This window comes from Polaromonas sp. (genome assembly GCF_039932935.1).
Lineage (GTDB): Bacteria > Pseudomonadota > Gammaproteobacteria > Burkholderiales > Burkholderiaceae_C > Polaromonas.
Map to the genome: position 1 here is coordinate 46628 of NZ_JBDTPB010000053.1, position 15752 is coordinate 62379.

Sequence of the window (15752 nt, forward strand, 5' to 3'; positions counted from 1 at the left end):
AGTTTTCCAGTTTAGTTAAGGTGAATAAAAGGGCTAGATGCCCGCCATGTTGATGTACTTGATGACAAGGTAGTCCTCAATGCCGTGGTGCGAACCTTCACGCCCCAGGCCCGACTGCTTGACGCCGCCGAAGGGCGCGACTTCGTTGGAGATCAGCCCGGTGTTTACGCCCACCATGCCGTACTCGAGGCGCTCGGCCACACGCCAGACGCGTCCCAGGTCGCGGGCGTAGAAATAACTCGCCAGACCGAATTCGGTGTCATTGGCCATAGCCACCACCTCGTCCTCAGTCTCAAAGCGAAACAGCGGCGCGAGCGGGCCAAAGGTCTCCTCGCGCGCCACACGCATGGCCTGAGTGACACCCGTGAGCACGGTGGGCTCGAAGAAGCTACGCCCCAAGGCGTGCCTTTTCCCACCCACGAGCACGCGTGCGCCTTTTGCCCTTGCATCGTCTAGGTGTTCCTCCACCTTTCGCACAGCGGCCTCGTCGATCAGTGGCCCCATGCCAACGCCGTCCTCGTCGCCAGGACCCACCTTCAGGGCGCCCAGGGCTTCGGCCAGCCTGGCGGCAAATGCGTCGTAGACCTTGGTGTGCACGTACAAGCGGTTGGCACACACACAGGTCTGTCCGGCGTTGCGGAACTTGGAGACGATGGCGCCCTGCACAGCGGCGTCGAGGTCGGCATCCTCGAACACGATGAAAGGCGCATTTCCGCCCAACTCCATCGACACTTTCTTGATCGTCGCCGCGGTCTGCTGCATCAGATGCCGTCCCACCTCGGTCGAGCCGGTAAAGCTGAGCTTGCGTACCAGCGGGCTGGTGGCCAGCTCGGTGCCGATGTCACCGGCCGAACCGGTGACCACCGACAGCACGCCCGAAGGAATGCCCGCCCGCTCGGCCAACGCCACCAGGGCCAACGCGGTCAAGGGCGTCTGGCTGGCTGGCTTGACCACCATGACACAACCCGCCGCCAGGGCCGGGCCGGCCTTGCGGGTGATCATTGCGGCGGGGAAATTCCACGGCGTGATAGCCGCGCACACACCTATCGGCTCCTTGATCACCACAATGCGCTGCGAACTTATGGGCGCGGGAATGGTCTCGCCATACACACGCCTGGCTTCTTCGGCAAACCACTGGATGAAGGAAGCCGCGTAGCCGATCTCGCCGCGCGCCTCGGCCAACGGCTTGCCCTGCTCCGCCGTCATGATGCGCGCAAGGTCTTCGCGGTTCTCCAGGATCAACGCATGCCAGCGGGACAGCAGGGCCGAACGCTCCTGGGCCGTACGGGCGCGCCAGGCCGGCCACGCATGGTTCGCCGCCTCGATGGCCTGGCGCGTCTCGGCCGCACCGAGCTTGGGTACCTGGGCGATCACCGCACCGGTGGCGGGATTCGTGACGGCGATGGTCTGGGCGGCGGAGATCCACTGGCCGGCCACGAGGCATTGCTCTCGCAGCAGTGAGGGGTCTTTCAGGTTCAGCATGGTGGGGGATTTCAAGTTGAAGAACTCAGATTTGGGTGATCATCTTGGTCACCAGGAAACTGTCGAAGGACTCTGTACCGCCTTCGCTGCCGAAGCCGCTGTCCTTCACACCGCCAAAGGGCAACTCGGGATGTGCCATGCCGGAGTGGTTGATGTTGACCATGCCGGCTTCCAGGCCGTTGGCCACACGAGTCGAGGTCTGGATGGACTGCGTGAAGACGTAGGCGGCCAGGCCGAAAGGCAGTGCATTGCCCAGACGCAGCGCGTCATCCACAGTTTCGAAACGGGCCAGCGCGGCGATCGGGCCGAAAGGTTCTTCATGCATGACACGGGCGCTGTCGGGCACGTCCGCCAGCAAGGTGGGAGCCAGAAAGTAGCCGCGTTCAGCAAGGCGTTGGCCGCCCGTCAACACCTTGGCGCCGGCGTGTTTCGCATCGTCCACGAGATCGCGCACGGCTTGCAGACGGCGCGCATGGATCAGCGGACCCATCTGAACACCGGGCTCCAGGCCCGAGCCCACCTTCACCTCGCCCAGTGCTTCGGCAAAGCGGACGGCAAATCGCTCATAGACGCCGGACTGAACAAAAAAACGCGTGGGTGACACGCACACCTGCCCGGCGTTTCGGGTTTTCATGCGCGCCAGCATGCTGGCGGTGTGGTCCACATCGGCATCGTTGAACACCAGCACCGGGGCATGGCCGCCCAGCTCCATGGTGGTGCGCTTCATGTGGCTGCCCGCCAGGGCCGCGAGCTGCCGCCCCACCGGCACCGAGCCGGTGAAGGAGACCACGCGCACCAGGGGCGACTCGATCAGCTGGCGCGAAATCTCGCTGGGCACGCCCCAGACGATGTTAAATACACCCTCGGGCAAGCCCGCGTCGTGAAACAGGTGCGCCATGGCGACGATGGCGCTGGGCGACTCTTCCGGGCCCTTGAGCACCACGGTGCAACCTGCGCCGATGGCGGCCACAACTTTTTTTGCAGCCTGGCCAAACGGGAAATTCCACGGACTGAAGGCCGCCACGACACCCGCGGGCTCACGTACCACCAGTTGGCGTACCGCCGGGTTGCGTGAAGGCACCACCCGGCCATAGATGCGCCGACACTCTTCCGCATGCCATTCCATGTGCTCGGCGGCATTAAGCACTTCAGCCACAGCTTCGGGCAGGGGTTTTCCGTTGTCCAGCGTGATGCAGTGTCCAATCACATCGGCGCGCTCACGCGCCAGTGCCGCGGCACGACGCAGCACCTCCGAGCGCTCCATCGGCGAACTGGTTCGCCAAGCCTGGAAGGCCCGGTGCGCGGCATTGAGCGCAGTGTCAATGTCCGCCTGCGTAGCCCACGGCAGATGGCCCAGTACCTCAAAGGTGGCCGGGTTGTGCACGGCCTGCCCGGGGCGATCATTTCCACCGAGGAAATGTCCGTCGATGTAAAGGGAAAGCTCTGAATACATCACTCGCTCCTCACGCACGCGCCAACTGGCACGACTTTTCGGTATCAATTGCCTGCTGCGGCGGGACCGTATCCGTACGCGGCAACACGGTGTCGCAGAAGGTCGAGAGTTGCTGTAAGGCGTCACTCACCTTGCCTGCAGCAGCGATGAAACGATCCGGGCGGATCAGCACCCAGTCGACCTTCTGGTCTTGGAACCAGAAATTCAGCGTGTTGTCGACGTCTTCGATGCGATTGCCACGCGGCTGTACCAAAGAACGCGAAGACGCTTCGTTCGGAGCGCTGCGCGAACGCTCCGCCAGGTAGGGGTCGCAGCCCAGGCGATCGAGCTGCGCCAGCAGATCGGCTGATGCGCCAGCCAGTGCGTCGCTGCGCCAGCTCAGCAACACGAAGCGCCGTCCGACCACGTCATCGAGCCGTTGCGTACGGCCGGCTTCGCTTTCGACATTGGGCTGGATGAACATGCGCCCTACCAGCTCATCGCGCCGAACATCGCCGCTGTTTTGGACAATGCCGTTGACGAAGCGCGGCATGGGCTTGAACTTCATCTGCAACACGTAATCCCGCACACGCGGAATGTTTTTGATGGACAGGAAGAAGAGGTCGCGCCACCAAGCCACGAACCGGTTGCGCTGCGAAAGCACCGACCCAAACAGGTCGGCCAGATCGATCATGGCCTTGGCATGGGCATGACGCTCGTCGTGGTAGCTCAACAGCAGTTCCGGCTTCAGCCGGCCCTGCAGTATCCAGGCGAGTTTCCAGGACAGGTTGAACGCATCACGCAAGCCGGCATTCAGGCCCTGGCCTATCCACGGCGGTGTGATATGCGCGGCGTCGCCCGCCAGGCACACCCGTCCTGAAACAAAGGAGCCGGCCACACGGGAGTTGTGCGTATAGACGCGGGCCCGGATCACGTTGAGCTTCTCCGGGTTCGCCACGTGGCGGCCGAGCAGTTCCCGCACTTTCTCGGGCGCCAGCATCTGCTCGCCGTCTTCGCCGGGAAACAGCATGAACTCCCAGCGGCGCAAGCCGTAGGGTAGGCGCAGGCACACGTAGGGCCGAGCCGGCTCGCAGTGCAGCGCAGTGTAGGGAGCGTCCAGCGGATCCTGATCACATTCGATGACCACCCATTTGGCCGCGTGCGTGCGGCCTTCAAAGGGCAGCTTGAGAATGCCTTCGCGCACCAGACTGCGCCCACCGTCGCAACCCACCAGGTAACGCGCACGCACCCAGCTCTCGCCGCCCTGCGCGTCACGCAGGGTGGCACTCACACCGCTTTCGTCCTGTGTGAGATCGACCAGCTCCACGCCCAGGCGCAGTTGCACGCAGGGGAAGCGCGCCAGGCCCCGGCGCAGCACGGCTTCGCCCAGCGGCTGGGAAAACAGGTTGCGACGGAACCAGCCGAATTCGCGAGTGCGGGGCAGAATTTCGGCGAAACACTGCTTCTTGGCGGTGTACATGCGCATGGGCACGTTCTGGATCATGTCGCGCAGCATGTTTTCAGCGAGTCCGGCGGCCTGGAAGGTGCGCAGGGCTTCGTCGTCGAGCCCCACTGCGCGAGGGTAGTCAAGCACATGGGGGCTGCGGTCAACGATCAGTGTGGAGACTCCGTAGGTGCCCAGGAGATTTGCGATCGTGGCGCCGACGGGCCCCGCGCCGGCAATGAGCACATCTGTTTCGGTGAAGTTTGTCATCGTGACGATCCCGGTGCGCGTGCGTCAAGCGGGATTGAACAGGCGGCTCTCCTGCTGGACCATAAGCGGTCGAACCGCCTTGCGGAACTCCATAAAAACGGGATCGGTCATCAGTTGCGCCCGGCGCCGGACACGCTCCTCGTAGTTCTCGAAGGCCCAGAGAAAGACCAGTTGATTGAGATCGCCACTTTCGGGCGTTAGCAGCGTGACCAGGTTGCCCAGCAGGCGTGTCTGCACCTCGCGCCCCATCTCGTTGTAGATGCGTAAATACTCGCGCGTGCCGCCGGGCGTCAGTGTGTAGGTTCGAAGTTCGTGGAGCATGGCGTTCAATCAGGGAGCAGAAATATCGTCTCGTTGGAGGAAGTTGGCGACCGCCCGCTCAAACAATGCGGGTTGATCGTCGTGCACGTAATGCCCGGCGTCCGGGATGTCGATATCCGTGATGCGCGGATTCAGTTCACGCATACGCGCCACCATGGCCGGCTGTAGGTAGTCGGAACGGCCGCCGCGCAGCACCATCGTTTCGCAGGAGATAGCGCGAACACCGGACTCCAGATCAACCGCGCGAGCCGGGTCCGGGTTCAGCCGCGTGGAGGCAATACCGACGTGGTCATAGCGCCAAGTAAAGCCACCCTCGGGCAATGTTTTCAACATGTTCTGCAGACGCTGCTGGCGAGCCTCTTCGGTCACCGTGGGCCGTAACGTACGCATGAAGTCGCCGGCGGCCTCCCAGGATGCAAAACGGTCGGGCGTGGTGGCGAATTCCCTGCGGATACGCGTGGCCCCGTCGCTGACTTCGAAGGCCCCGGGGCCTGCGTCTTCGATGATGAGGCGTCGCACTTTTCGTGGATACCGCGCCGCGTACACGATGGCATTGATACCCCCCATCGAGTGGCCGAGCAGGTCGAAACGTTCAAGGTCCAGCGCCTGGACCAGCGCATCGAGATCGGCGACGTAGGCATCGGTGTAGTAGTCGTGCGCCGGGTCCCAGTCCGACTCGCCCCGGCCCCGTTGGTCAAAGGCGATGACGCGAAAATCCGGCTGCAGCGCCGCCGCCACGCCGGCGAAAGTCTCGGCGTAGCCGCGTATGCCATGGAGCATCACCACGGGGCGCGCCCGCGCATTCCCCCACTCGGTGACGTGGAAGTTCAGCCCGGACAGTGCCAACCTGTAGTCGCTCCGCTCCATTTCTGCCACCTAGACCAGGCCGTCCTGGCCCTTGACCTCCGAGGCCTTCAGGCCGCCGAGCCGGGCATTGAGGCGGCCGCGCGTTGCGAAGGCCCAGACCACGATGACTTCGTCGCGGTTGGGACCGTCCGCAAATCGGGCGGTGACGGTGTCGTAGTGCGACCGCACATACAGCGCGTCCTTGTGCGCCAACGGGATGTCGAGTTCGGTACCAGGACCACCACGCTTTCCGGAGGACGGAACCCAGGACTTGCCGCCGCCGATGGCGTCGCGTATCGGGTTGGCGGCCGGGTTGGTGAGCAACGCGTTGCCGTGTTCGTACTCGCCATCAATCCCGACCACGATGGCCTTGCCGTAGCTCTCGATGGCCCGGCCTTGGGCGGCCTCCTGGATACGGCGGCCAAACTCACGGCCCAACTCAGGCGAGGGATCAATCCAGGGCGAGAGGTCCTGAACGAACCTGCCGGCAAACGGGTTATGGATGCAGGCCGCGATAACGATCTTGCGCAGCGGATCGCCGTCGGCCGGCGCACCGGTTTCGCCGGCGAGGGTGTCCTCGATTTGTAGATACCACTTGCGGATATGGAAGACACTGAAATTGGCAGACTTGGTCATAATAGGTCCGTGAATGTGGGAGTGAAGGAAGAGGAAGCCGGCGTACTCAGTCGTACAGGGGCTCCAGCTGGAAGTGGTCGCTGGGCGCGTTGTGGGAGTGCAGCACACGCTTGCCCTCCTCATCGTCGTGGACGGTTTCGAGGAAGAACTCGAAGCGGTGGCCATCAGGGTCGTTGAAGTACAGGCCATAGCCCACTTTGTGGTCGGTAGTCTTGACCACCTCGACGCCCGCACGGAGTAGCTGCCCATAGAGCCTGCGCAACTCGGTCAGATCGCCTTCGATCTCCAGGCCGTAGTGCTGCAGCGCGCAACCGCCTACAGTCTCGCCCGGCTCCGGACGGATCAGGGCGATGTCATGGTGCTTCTGGCCGAAACTCATGAACACCCAACGTTCACCGCGCGCGGTCTCCTGCATGCCCAGGATGCGTTCGTACCAGGCGGCGGAGGCGAACGGATCTGTCACGAAGAGCGAGAGATGCGTGCGACGTATCCTGGGACGCACGACTCCGGTGGCATGCTCAGTCATGAGGTTTGGCCCCAAGGGTGGACTTGGGATGTGGCTTGACGGCCGCCACCACTGGGGTCCAGGCCACGGCCGTGATCTCGCTGAAATCGCGCCAGTCCTTGAACCAGCTTTTGCCCCCGTCAGTCGAGCGGAAGAGGTGTCCATATTTGGTGCCGGCGAACACCAGGTTGGGATCAGCGGCATGGGTGCCCAGCGCCCAGAAGGTGGAATTCGGCACCGCGTGCTGCACGGTCGTGGCCCAGGTAACACCACAGTCAAGCGAGCGGTAGATCTGGGTGCGCGTTCCCGGTGTGCCGTCTCCTATGGCCACCAGAAGCACATTCTGGTCTCCTTCGAGGGGCACCAACGTGCGCGTGTAATACATTCCGTCGAACCGGTCGGCGGAGCTCTCCGCGGACCACGGACCATACCCGCCGCTGGTGTTGGTATAGACCGAGTTGACGGTGGCGATCAGGTGTGTTCTGGGCCGGGTGCCGCGCGCCGGCAGGATGCTGATGGCGTGGACGTCGCTGTTGACGATGCCGCTTTTCGCATCGTCAACACGGCGCCAGCTGTCGCCCTGATCCAGGCTGTGCCAGGCGCCACCTTCCTCTACACCGAACCAGACGGCGCCGTCGTCCGGATCCACCGTGACCGAGAGGATGCGGGGACGATTCACGCCGGCGCAGAATTCCGGCAACTCAATGGGGAGCCGCGTCCAGGTCTTGCCGCCGTCAAGCGAGCGGAACATCGCTGCCCGCGACGGTGCGCCGGTGCCGGCATAGATCACATTGGAGTCGCGCGGATCAATGGCCAGAGCCCAGACATGCATGCCGTTCGCAGGCGATTCGAGCCGCTTGAAGCGCACGCCTCCGTCTTCGCTCAGGCAAATGCCCGCATCCGCACCCGCAAAGATCCGGTTCGGGTCACAGGGATCCACCAGCAGGCTGCGTACCACGCCATCGAACTCGATGGCCTCCTTCAGTCCGAGGCGGTGCCACGTGGCGCCGTCATCCGCGCTGCGCAGGATGCCTTGCCCAGCGGTTCCCACGAGAATTGTTCCTTGCATGACCGAGTCCTTCTTGAATGCGTTCAGATGAAGATGCCGCGGGTGATGCCGCCGTCCACGGCAATCGATTCACCCGTGATCGCGCCGGCGCGCTCGGAGGCGAGGAAGAGAACGGTATCGGCGATCTCGTCGGGCTGCAGGACGCGGCGGATCGGCGTGGCTTTGGCGTAGTTCGCCTCAACCTGGTCCGGCGTCAGGCCCTGCAACTTGGCTTCCTTGGCGTAAAGCTCATGGATGTGCGGTGTCTCGACCACACCGGGGTGGATCACATTGACAGTGATGCCCGAAGGGCCGAGCTGGTCGGAAAGTGTCTTTGTGAGATGGCAGATGGCTACGTTGCGCATGCCCGAGAGCTGCTTGCTGCCGCGTCCCGTGAGTCCGCCAATATTGATGATGCGACCGAAGCCGCCCTTTTTCATGTGGACCGCTGCTGCCTTGGCGCATCGCATGTAGCCCACCACCTTGATGTTGATGTCTTCGAGCAGTCCTTCGGGGCTGGCGTTCTCGATTTCACTGCGCACCAGGCCGCCGGGGTGCGCGGCGCCATTCACCAGGATGTCAATGCGCCCGAAGTGCGCGGCAACCTTGCTGATCATGGCTTCCACCTGTTCGGTGCTGCTGACATCGGCCGGGGCTGCCAGGATTTCGACACCCGTCTTCTCACTGATCTCGCGTGCGGCTTGCTCCAGCGGCCCTTTGCTGCGCGCCACGATCGCCACGCGCACGCCTTCAGCGGCCAGCGCTTCCGTTACCGCCCGGCCTATGCCCAGGCTGCCGCCGGTCACCACGGCGACCTTGCCCTTGAGTTTCAAATCCATTCGCTGCTCCTTGACTGATGTGGGGCGGCTGTGCGCCCCGATTGGTTGCGAGGCCCTTCAGAGGGCCATTTCTATGAGTGCCGGCCCCTTGCGCCCGAACGCCTGACGTAGTTGTTCGGCCAGCACGTGCGCAGTGGACGCGCGCGTCGCGCGTACACCGTAGGACTGCGCCAGGCCCACCCAGTCGATGCGTGGACGGTCCAGCGAAGTCATCGCCTCGGCCCGAGTACCCAGCTTTGCCCCATCGCGGCGCAGTTCATTACGCAGGATGGCGTACTGGTGGTTGGCTGCGATCAGCACCACAACGTCGAGGTTCTCGTGCGCCAGCGACCACAGCGTCTGGATGGTGTACTGCGTGCTGCCGTCCGACAGCAGGCCCACCACCTGGCGGTCCGGGCAGGCGATGGCTGCACCCAGGGCAACAGGCAATCCCTGGCCGATGGCACCCCCGGTGTTTGTCAACGTGGTGTGTGAACGCGCCGCCGCTGATGCGGCATAAAAGGGGTAGCCGCAGGTTCCGCCTTCGACCGACACGATGGCGCGATCCGGTAGCTCGCGCGCCAGCACGGCGGCGATCTTGGCCGGCGTGAGTTCACCGTCCGGCTGCTCGGGCATCGCGAGAGACGGTGCTTCATAAGCCGGCGCACCCAGCGCGTCGGCCAATTTTTCAAGGCGCTCGGCCACGGCTTGGCCGGGCTGCCCGATCACCAGCAGTTGCTCGTACTTCACCAGTGCGCTGGGATGGCCCACATAGCCAAAGTAGGTGATAGGCGCCAGCGTGCCCGCAAGCACAACAAGATCGGCCGGATCCAGCACCGCCCGTGCGGGTTCCGGGAAGTAAGGCAACCGGTCGAAGGCAGGCAGCCCCTGGCCGCGCTCAGCGCGCGATGGAAATGTTTCTGCATAAGCCGTCGCGCCCAACAGGGAGCACAGCCGGGCCGTCGCGCGCTGGGCGCGCTCCCCCAGCCCGCCATGCTCGCCTCCACCCCCTAGAAGAAACACCACCCGGCGGCCTGCACGCAACCGTGCGATGGCCTGCTCCTGGTCATAGTCCTCAGTCACGACCGTAGGGGCGTTGCCGGATATCACCTCCTGGGCCGCGGCCGGAACCTCGCCGTACTGGAAGTCGGCGGGGAAGATGATCGACGTTCCCTGCCCGCCATTGCCGAAGCTCCGGCGCACAGCCTCGACGCCGGCGACCGCGCTATCCTCCGCGCTTTCGATGCGGCGCACCCAGCCGGAGACGGATCGCGCCAGGGACTCGATGTCCGAGGTCAGCGGCGCGTCATAGGGCAGATGCCAACTGGTGTGGTCGCCAATAATGTTGACGATAGGCGTGTGGGCGCGCCGGGCGTTATGCAGGTTGGCGATACCGTTGGCAAAGCCCGGCCCCAGATGAAGCAGCGTGGCCGCCGGACGACCCAGCATGCGGCCGTAGCCATCGGCCCCACCGGTGCATACATTCTCTTGAAGCCCGACCACACAGCGGATCTCGTCGTGGGTTTCCAGCGCGCGCACCAGATCGAGCTCCGTCGTGCCTGGGTTGGCAAAGCAGGTATCCACCCCTTCACCGGCGAGCGCTCCCCAGAGCGCCTGAGCGCCAGTCTTGCTTGTCATTACACGGAATCTTTCATTGCACTTTGATATTGCGTTCAAGAACCAGCTTGCCCACGCGCTCGCCATCCATCGAGATCTGCGCATCGAGCTCCGCAGGCTTGGACGCCTCCGCGTGCAGGCCGCGCGCCGTCGCAAACGCCTGCAGCTCGGGTGCCGCCAGAACTTTGGCCAGCGCCGCATTCATCCGCACCAGAACCTCCGGTGGAGTGCCGGCCTTCGCGTGAAGCGAGTAGGAGGTGGAGAGCAGCAGGTCGGACCCGCTGGCCTCGGTGATGGTGGGTACATTCGGCGCGACGGGAGCGCGCGACTTGGCCCCGACCGCCAGGAGCTTCATGGTCCCTTTTTGCACATGAGGCAGGATGGCCTCCACACCGCCCGAAGTCGCCTCGACCTGCCCTCCCAGCATGGCGGGAATGACCTCCGCCAGCGCCTTGTAGGGAACATGGAGGAACTCCACACCGGTGCCCGCCTGCAACAGCTCCATATTCAAGTGCATGACGCTTCCCACACCACCGGTACCAAAGGTCACCTTGCCGGGATGCGCCTTTGAAAAGGCCACGAAAGATTTAAAGTCCGAAACCGGCAGTTGGGAGCTCACCACCAGATAGAGATTGACATCAGCGATATTGCTGACGGAAACCAGGTCTTTCTTGGGGTTGAAAGGCAGCGGCTGGTACAGCAAAGGGTTGACCGTCAATGTGAGCCGGTCCACCAACAGGAACGTATAGCCATCAGCTGGGGACTTGACAACCTCGCTGGTACCAATGATGGCGTTGGCCCCCGCTTTGTTTTCCACGACGAAAGTGGCCTTGAGTTCCTTCGCCAGGCCTTCAGCGACCAGGCGGGCCATCACGTCCGGTCCCGTGCCCGGCGGGTACGGGACCACGATGCGGATCGGCCGCGAAGGCCAGTTGCCCTGAGCCCAAGCCTGCAGCGGCGCCGTCAACGCGGCGAGCAGCACAACCGTGGCAGCGCAGGACTGCCGAAAGAAATTCCTTTTCATCGCTGTCTCCTAACACCCCGGTTGACGACGTTCCAACATCGAGCGGGGAGCACTCGCATGGCCAGTGGGTGAAAATTCCTTGTAATTTCGCCCGTATTTTTTGCTAGTTTATCGATTAGATCAAAAAAAGCAAATAAAAGATGAATATTTTTTATTACAAATATCTAATTTTCGCTATTCAGATATTTAAGCTAACATTGGTTTATTGCTTGCATTGCCCGTCCAAGGCATCCAAACCAGCCTGCACGCCGCCCCGTGTAACCTTGAGGTTTGCCAAGGCGTGCGCCCATCGCCCGGCGCTACCAGAGTCCCAAACCAAATGAATAGCCTGAGCCGCATGCTCGAGGTGCTGAAACTATTCAGCGCAGATCAGCCCGTGATTGACATCGAAATCGTTTGCTCGCAGCTGAGGTACACCCCCGCCAGTGCTTATCGCTATGTACGCGAGTTATCCAACGCGGGCTTGCTTGTACGATTGCCGCGGGGCTACGCCCTGGGGCCGCGCATCATTGAGCTTGATCGACATATGACCCAGTTCGATCCCTTGCTCTCGGCCAGCCATGACATCGTGGGAGACCTCGTCGCACAGACAAGCCTGGAATTGCTCATCAGCGAGCTCTATGGCTCAACCGTGATCAACATCCTGCAAAGATCCGGCGCAGAGGAGCAGACCTTGAACTACGGGCGCGGCAGGCCGATGGATCTGTTCCACAGCGCTACCTCCAGGGTGATCCTTGCCTACCTGCTGCCGCGCCAGCTACGGCGCCTCTTTGACAGCGCGGCCCCTGGAGACCTCGAACGCCTTGGCTCGACCTGGAAAGATTTCTCCAAGGCCATGCTGCGCATCCGCAAGGACGGTTATTGCATCAGCGAGGGAGAACTCGATCCGGACAAGAGCGGCATCGCCGCCCCCATCTTCGATGAGAAGCAGCGAATTCTCGGTAGCATCACGCTAGTCGGTAACTCCGAACGCTTCAACGCATTCAACCGAGACTTTCTCTCCGGGCTGGTGACGGACGCAGCGGGAAAGATCACAAGCAGAATCGCGGGATAGTCGTTTTCGCGTAGGTCCGAGGTTATCAAGGTCTTGTGCCCCTGTGGAATACGCTTGAGGCACTTGGGGCCGTGCACGGGCAGACTGTTGGACGGTAGCGGCGCGGCGTTGAGAGGGATCAGCTGTTCGCCCTGCGGCGACATACCCATGCAGGCCTGATTGGCGGTCAGTACTTGGCCTTGCGCGTCAATCGGAGAGAAGTCACCCTCGACGTTTACGTACCGCGCGACGTATGTTCTGCTGATCCTCGTTCCGCTGATGGGGTACTCCATGTCCAGTACGTTCACCCAGAGCAACGGCGGTCCATTTTTCTTCATCACACAAGGCCTGAACTGTCGCCCAAGAACGATCGCTGGTTCGACGTGTTCCAGCTGCTGCACCGCATCCTCGCGTATGCCTCGCTGGCGCTGTTGGTGCGGCATATGGCCGGCGCCCTGAAGCATCGCTTTGCGGACCGGGACGCGCAGGTCAACGTCCTGCGCTGCATGCTGTAGCTGCTGCCGGCGACCGCTCACCGAGAAGCGGCTTGCGAGCCCGTCACCATCACGATGCGAGGGAATACCCTCGATGAACTGGACAGATTTCGCAGATCGCGGCGGAATTCAACAGGTGGAAGAGTTGTTGGAGGCCTTATTCCGGACGGCCAACAGCGCTGAGTGTTGAATTCCGCTGAAGGGTCGGACTTCAGCGGAATTCAACAATGAGGTGTCGAAGGCTAGCCTGCGAAATAGAGCCGCCGCGCCCGCCGCGCCGTTCTGTCATTGGAATTGAACGCATCCGCCGTCCAATCGCCGTCCTCGATCAGGAAGCCCTGTCGCATGTCGCTCGGCTGTGCGTTCGGGTTCTTCTTGAGAAAGATCGCGACAGCTTCGCGAAACGCGTAGTGCGAGTAGAGCCGCATGTACTCCCCCAGATAGATGTCGGCTACCCGGGTGTTGTCCTTAATGACCAGCATATTCTCGTCGTTGGTAGTCGTGCTGGCCGCACTGAAATTGGCCGAGCCGGTGACGACGATAGGGTGATCCGACAGCGGGTCAATCAGCATGAACTTCAGATGTATCCACAACACGTGTGCGTGCGGGTCGATCTTGTCGATTTCGGCGAGCCACTGGTCGAAGCCATTGAGCGGGATGCGGTTGCCGATGGCGATGACGACATTGGGCAAGGCCTGAATCTCGCGAATGGCCGCGATCTGCGCGTCCTTGTTTTGGCCGTTCCATTCCTTTTCCATCAGGCCGACCCGCAGTACATCGTCTTTCTGGCCATAGACCTTGCGAAAGACGTCGTTCATACCGAACGCAAAGGTCATGAACAACGCATCCTTCGCGCCGTCGGCCAGCTCACCGTACCAGTTGAGCGCATCGACGTTAGCGCGCGGTGAGAACACCGGGGCCATGCCGTCGATGAACTTCGTTGCCGGGGCCGGACTCTGGTCGATTGTCCATTGCTTGTAGGGACTGCCACTTGTCGTCTCGGGATCACCGTGAAGCTGCTTGTAGAAGGCCAGATACTTGGTCGCAATGTCGGCACTCTCTACAACGTGGGTGCAGTTGGCATGGCCGAACAGGCCATTCAGCGTCAGGTTGGTGGACCCGAACAGCACTGCAACGGGATCACCGCTCTGGGTCAGCACCAGGAACTTGTTGTGCATCAGCTTGCCGTTCTGCCGCGCCCTCGTCAGTGACTTTATCTTCGCCGCCGTGATGGCCTCCTCATTTTTCTTGCGAGGCCCTGTAGCACCGTCGATATCGTCAAAGACGATGTTCACGTCGACGCCCCGGGTCTTGGCCATGCGCAATTCGTCAAGCACGGTTTCCCACTGGAACTCGTAGAAGCAACCCTTGATCCCGAAGCCAGGTCCCGTGGCCCGTTGAATGAATTCGACGATCCCTTCGATGAGGCCGCGGGAGAGCCAGTCGAGCGCCGCCTGCCCGGCGCTAGGCCCCCCCTTCTTGAGGGGCATGGGTGGCAGGTTCTGGAAGCGCCGTGCGTATTCCTGAGTCGCGACCGACCCTCGATTGAAGTGGATCGTGTGTTGCGCGCCTTGGATAGGCTCCGTCTCTACCGTGACCTCCGTGCTTACGCCCTCTTTGAGCGCATTGACTGGGCCGTACATCGCAACGACCGTGTAGGTGTAGGAGTAGCCGGGCTTCGCGCTGTAGTCGGACCATTGGAACGCTTGGATGGGATGGAAGCGGCTTGAATACTGCCCGCCCGGCGCCGGATGCGGCTCGACGCTCTCGAACGTCTTCGTGCCGCACATCCAGTAGCTCTCACCCTCGGTATGGTCTGTTCGCTTGATCGCGAAACCGCGCAAGCCTTTGCGCTTGACCTCGCTGACATTCAGACCGAGAACCACTACGTAGGAACCGGCGATGGCATTGACGGTTAACCCACCCTTGGAAATGCGTTTGCGCATGACTATCCTCCCTGATTCATCTTGCCGAGAAGCGACGCTAGCTCAGATCATGTATTTGCCTAGTGGTAGCGCGCTTTCTTTTTTTGATGGAAGCCTACCGATTCAGGGCGTTTGGCGCAATCCTCCACTTGGGGGAGCGCACCTTAGAGCGCAAGCGCTGAAATGGACCAAGTGCAATAGGGCTGTATTTATATACAGCAAGTGAGTAAGATGCTTTGTGGGATTGCCGACTCCTGCATCTCAAGGTGGCATGTGGAAAACGGGATTGTTTAGTGGCACAAAATCAGCAAAAGGGAATGTTGAATGGCACGCGGAGGGAATGATCAAAGTCACGACTGCCATGCGAATTCATATGAGACAACAACTTACCGCCCTTGTAAGTGGAGTGTTGGATGTCATTCCGCACTCACCGGAAGACCCCCACGACACCTCCCCAGCAGATTTCCTGAGGGGTTGCCTTGAAAACCGTCCCAAAACACCCTATGATTAGCACTCGATGGTATTGAGTGCTAACAAGTCACTCAAACCACAAAGTTAACAAGCACTAACTTTTCTGTTAGCGCTTTTTGATCCCTAAACCATTGTTCTCAAACAAGGAGCTCTCATGAAACTTCGTCCTTTGCACGACCGCGTGATCGTCAAACGCGTGGAAAACGAAACCAAAACCGCTTCCGGCATCGTCATTCCTGACAGCGCCGCTGAAAAGCCTGATCAAGGCGAAGTGCTGGCTGTGGGTCCAGGCAAGAAGAACGACAAGGGCGAACTGAGCCCCGTAGGCGTGAAAGTCGGCGACCGCGTGTTGTTCGGCAAGTACAGCGGCCAGACCGTCAAGGTCG

General features: G+C 61.8%; 15 protein-coding genes. 3 read left to right on the forward strand and 12 right to left on the reverse strand.

What is annotated here, in order from left to right:
- Positions 1 to 33 precede the first annotated feature (33 nt).
- From ABI546_RS10230 to ABI546_RS10280, 11 genes are read right to left on the reverse strand one after another with little or no spacing between them, the layout of a single operon-like run.
- Positions 34 to 1482: an NAD-dependent succinate-semialdehyde dehydrogenase gene (locus ABI546_RS10230; RefSeq protein WP_348046503.1), complete on the reverse strand. Its 1449-nt coding sequence runs from the start codon at positions 1480 to 1482 to the stop codon at positions 34 to 36.
- Between the two features lie 25 nt (positions 1483 to 1507).
- Positions 1508 to 2935, reverse strand: coding sequence for an NAD-dependent succinate-semialdehyde dehydrogenase (locus ABI546_RS10235; protein WP_348046487.1), 1428 nt, complete (start codon positions 2933 to 2935; stop codon positions 1508 to 1510).
- 10 nt (positions 2936 to 2945) lie between these two features.
- Positions 2946 to 4628, reverse strand: coding sequence for a bifunctional 3-(3-hydroxy-phenyl)propionate/3-hydroxycinnamic acid hydroxylase (locus ABI546_RS10240; RefSeq protein WP_348046488.1), 1683 nt, complete (start codon positions 4626 to 4628; stop codon positions 2946 to 2948).
- Between the two features lie 24 nt (positions 4629 to 4652).
- A complete protein-coding gene (locus ABI546_RS10245) occupies positions 4653 to 4949 on the reverse strand; it encodes an NIPSNAP family protein (RefSeq protein ID WP_348046489.1) in 297 nt (98 codons plus the stop codon).
- A gap of 9 nt (positions 4950 to 4958) precedes the next feature.
- On the reverse strand, positions 4959 to 5816 hold the full coding sequence (locus ABI546_RS10250) for an alpha/beta hydrolase (RefSeq protein WP_348046490.1): 858 nt from the start codon (positions 5814 to 5816) through the stop codon (positions 4959 to 4961).
- A gap of 9 nt (positions 5817 to 5825) precedes the next feature.
- Entirely contained in the window at positions 5826 to 6431 is a 606-nt protein-coding gene (locus ABI546_RS10255; protein WP_348046491.1) for an amino acid synthesis family protein, read from the reverse strand.
- Positions 6432 to 6477: 46 nt separating this feature from the next.
- On the reverse strand, positions 6478 to 6957 hold the full coding sequence (locus tag ABI546_RS10260) for a VOC family protein (RefSeq protein WP_348046492.1): 480 nt from the start codon (positions 6955 to 6957) through the stop codon (positions 6478 to 6480).
- Positions 6950 to 8005 (reverse strand): glycosyl hydrolase, encoded by a 1056-nt coding sequence (locus ABI546_RS10265; protein ID WP_348046493.1) that lies wholly within the window; start codon positions 8003 to 8005, stop codon positions 6950 to 6952. The genes ABI546_RS10260 and ABI546_RS10265 overlap by 8 nt, the downstream gene beginning before the upstream one ends.
- A gap of 23 nt (positions 8006 to 8028) precedes the next feature.
- The gene (locus tag ABI546_RS10270) at positions 8029 to 8823 is read right to left on the reverse strand and encodes an SDR family oxidoreductase (RefSeq protein WP_348046494.1); all 795 of its coding nucleotides are present in this window, start codon (positions 8821 to 8823) and stop codon (positions 8029 to 8031) included.
- Positions 8824 to 8880: 57 nt separating this feature from the next.
- Positions 8881 to 10440: an acetolactate synthase large subunit gene (locus ABI546_RS10275; RefSeq protein ID WP_348046495.1), complete on the reverse strand. Its 1560-nt coding sequence runs from the start codon at positions 10438 to 10440 to the stop codon at positions 8881 to 8883.
- A 13-nt stretch (positions 10441 to 10453) separates the two neighbouring features.
- Positions 10454 to 11443: a tripartite tricarboxylate transporter substrate binding protein gene (locus ABI546_RS10280; protein ID WP_348046496.1), complete on the reverse strand. Its 990-nt coding sequence runs from the start codon at positions 11441 to 11443 to the stop codon at positions 10454 to 10456.
- A gap of 319 nt (positions 11444 to 11762) precedes the next feature.
- Here ABI546_RS10280 and ABI546_RS10285 point away from each other — a divergent pair, with 319 nt between their 5' ends.
- Positions 11763 to 12497, forward strand: coding sequence for an IclR family transcriptional regulator C-terminal domain-containing protein (locus ABI546_RS10285; protein WP_348046497.1), 735 nt, complete (start codon positions 11763 to 11765; stop codon positions 12495 to 12497).
- Positions 12498 to 12859: 362 nt separating this feature from the next.
- Positions 12860 to 12991 (forward strand): hypothetical protein, encoded by a 132-nt coding sequence (locus ABI546_RS10290; RefSeq protein ID WP_348046498.1) that lies wholly within the window; start codon positions 12860 to 12862, stop codon positions 12989 to 12991.
- Positions 12992 to 13212: 221 nt separating this feature from the next.
- On the opposite strand, the gene ABI546_RS10295 is transcribed toward ABI546_RS10290, so the two are convergent.
- The gene (locus ABI546_RS10295) at positions 13213 to 14916 is read right to left on the reverse strand and encodes a phospholipase D-like domain-containing protein (RefSeq protein ID WP_348046499.1); all 1704 of its coding nucleotides are present in this window, start codon (positions 14914 to 14916) and stop codon (positions 13213 to 13215) included.
- A 604-nt stretch (positions 14917 to 15520) separates the two neighbouring features.
- Between ABI546_RS10295 and ABI546_RS10300 the strand changes: the two genes are divergently transcribed.
- Positions 15521 to 15752, forward strand: a 232-nt coding sequence (locus ABI546_RS10300) for a co-chaperone GroES (RefSeq protein ID WP_348046500.1), incomplete at its 3' end; no start/stop codon positions are given.

What these genes read in the sequence shown, in the direction of transcription:
- ABI546_RS10230 (WP_348046503.1), bottom strand. Translation starts at nt 1,482, where the DNA reads ATGCTGAACCTGAAAGACCCCTCACTGCTGCGAGAGCAATGCCTCGTG.
- ABI546_RS10235 (WP_348046487.1), bottom strand. Translation starts at nt 2,935, where the DNA reads ATGTATTCAGAGCTTTCCCTTTACATCGACGGACATTTCCTCGGTGGA.
- ABI546_RS10240 (WP_348046488.1), bottom strand. Translation starts at nt 4,628, where the DNA reads ATGACAAACTTCACCGAAACAGATGTGCTCATTGCCGGCGCGGGGCCC.
- ABI546_RS10245 (WP_348046489.1), bottom strand. Translation starts at nt 4,949, where the DNA reads ATGCTCCACGAACTTCGAACCTACACACTGACGCCCGGCGGCACGCGC.
- ABI546_RS10250 (WP_348046490.1), bottom strand. Translation starts at nt 5,816, where the DNA reads ATGGAGCGGAGCGACTACAGGTTGGCACTGTCCGGGCTGAACTTCCAC.
- ABI546_RS10255 (WP_348046491.1), bottom strand. Translation starts at nt 6,431, where the DNA reads ATGACCAAGTCTGCCAATTTCAGTGTCTTCCATATCCGCAAGTGGTAT.
- ABI546_RS10260 (WP_348046492.1), bottom strand. Translation starts at nt 6,957, where the DNA reads ATGACTGAGCATGCCACCGGAGTCGTGCGTCCCAGGATACGTCGCACG.
- ABI546_RS10265 (WP_348046493.1), bottom strand. Translation starts at nt 8,005, where the DNA reads ATGCAAGGAACAATTCTCGTGGGAACCGCTGGGCAAGGCATCCTGCGC.
- ABI546_RS10270 (WP_348046494.1), bottom strand. Translation starts at nt 8,823, where the DNA reads ATGGATTTGAAACTCAAGGGCAAGGTCGCCGTGGTGACCGGCGGCAGC.
- ABI546_RS10275 (WP_348046495.1), bottom strand. Translation starts at nt 10,440, where the DNA reads ATGACAAGCAAGACTGGCGCTCAGGCGCTCTGGGGAGCGCTCGCCGGT.
- ABI546_RS10280 (WP_348046496.1), bottom strand. Translation starts at nt 11,443, where the DNA reads ATGAAAAGGAATTTCTTTCGGCAGTCCTGCGCTGCCACGGTTGTGCTG.
- ABI546_RS10285 (WP_348046497.1), top strand. Translation starts at nt 11,763, where the DNA reads ATGAATAGCCTGAGCCGCATGCTCGAGGTGCTGAAACTATTCAGCGCA.
- ABI546_RS10295 (WP_348046499.1), bottom strand. Translation starts at nt 14,916, where the DNA reads ATGCGCAAACGCATTTCCAAGGGTGGGTTAACCGTCAATGCCATCGCC.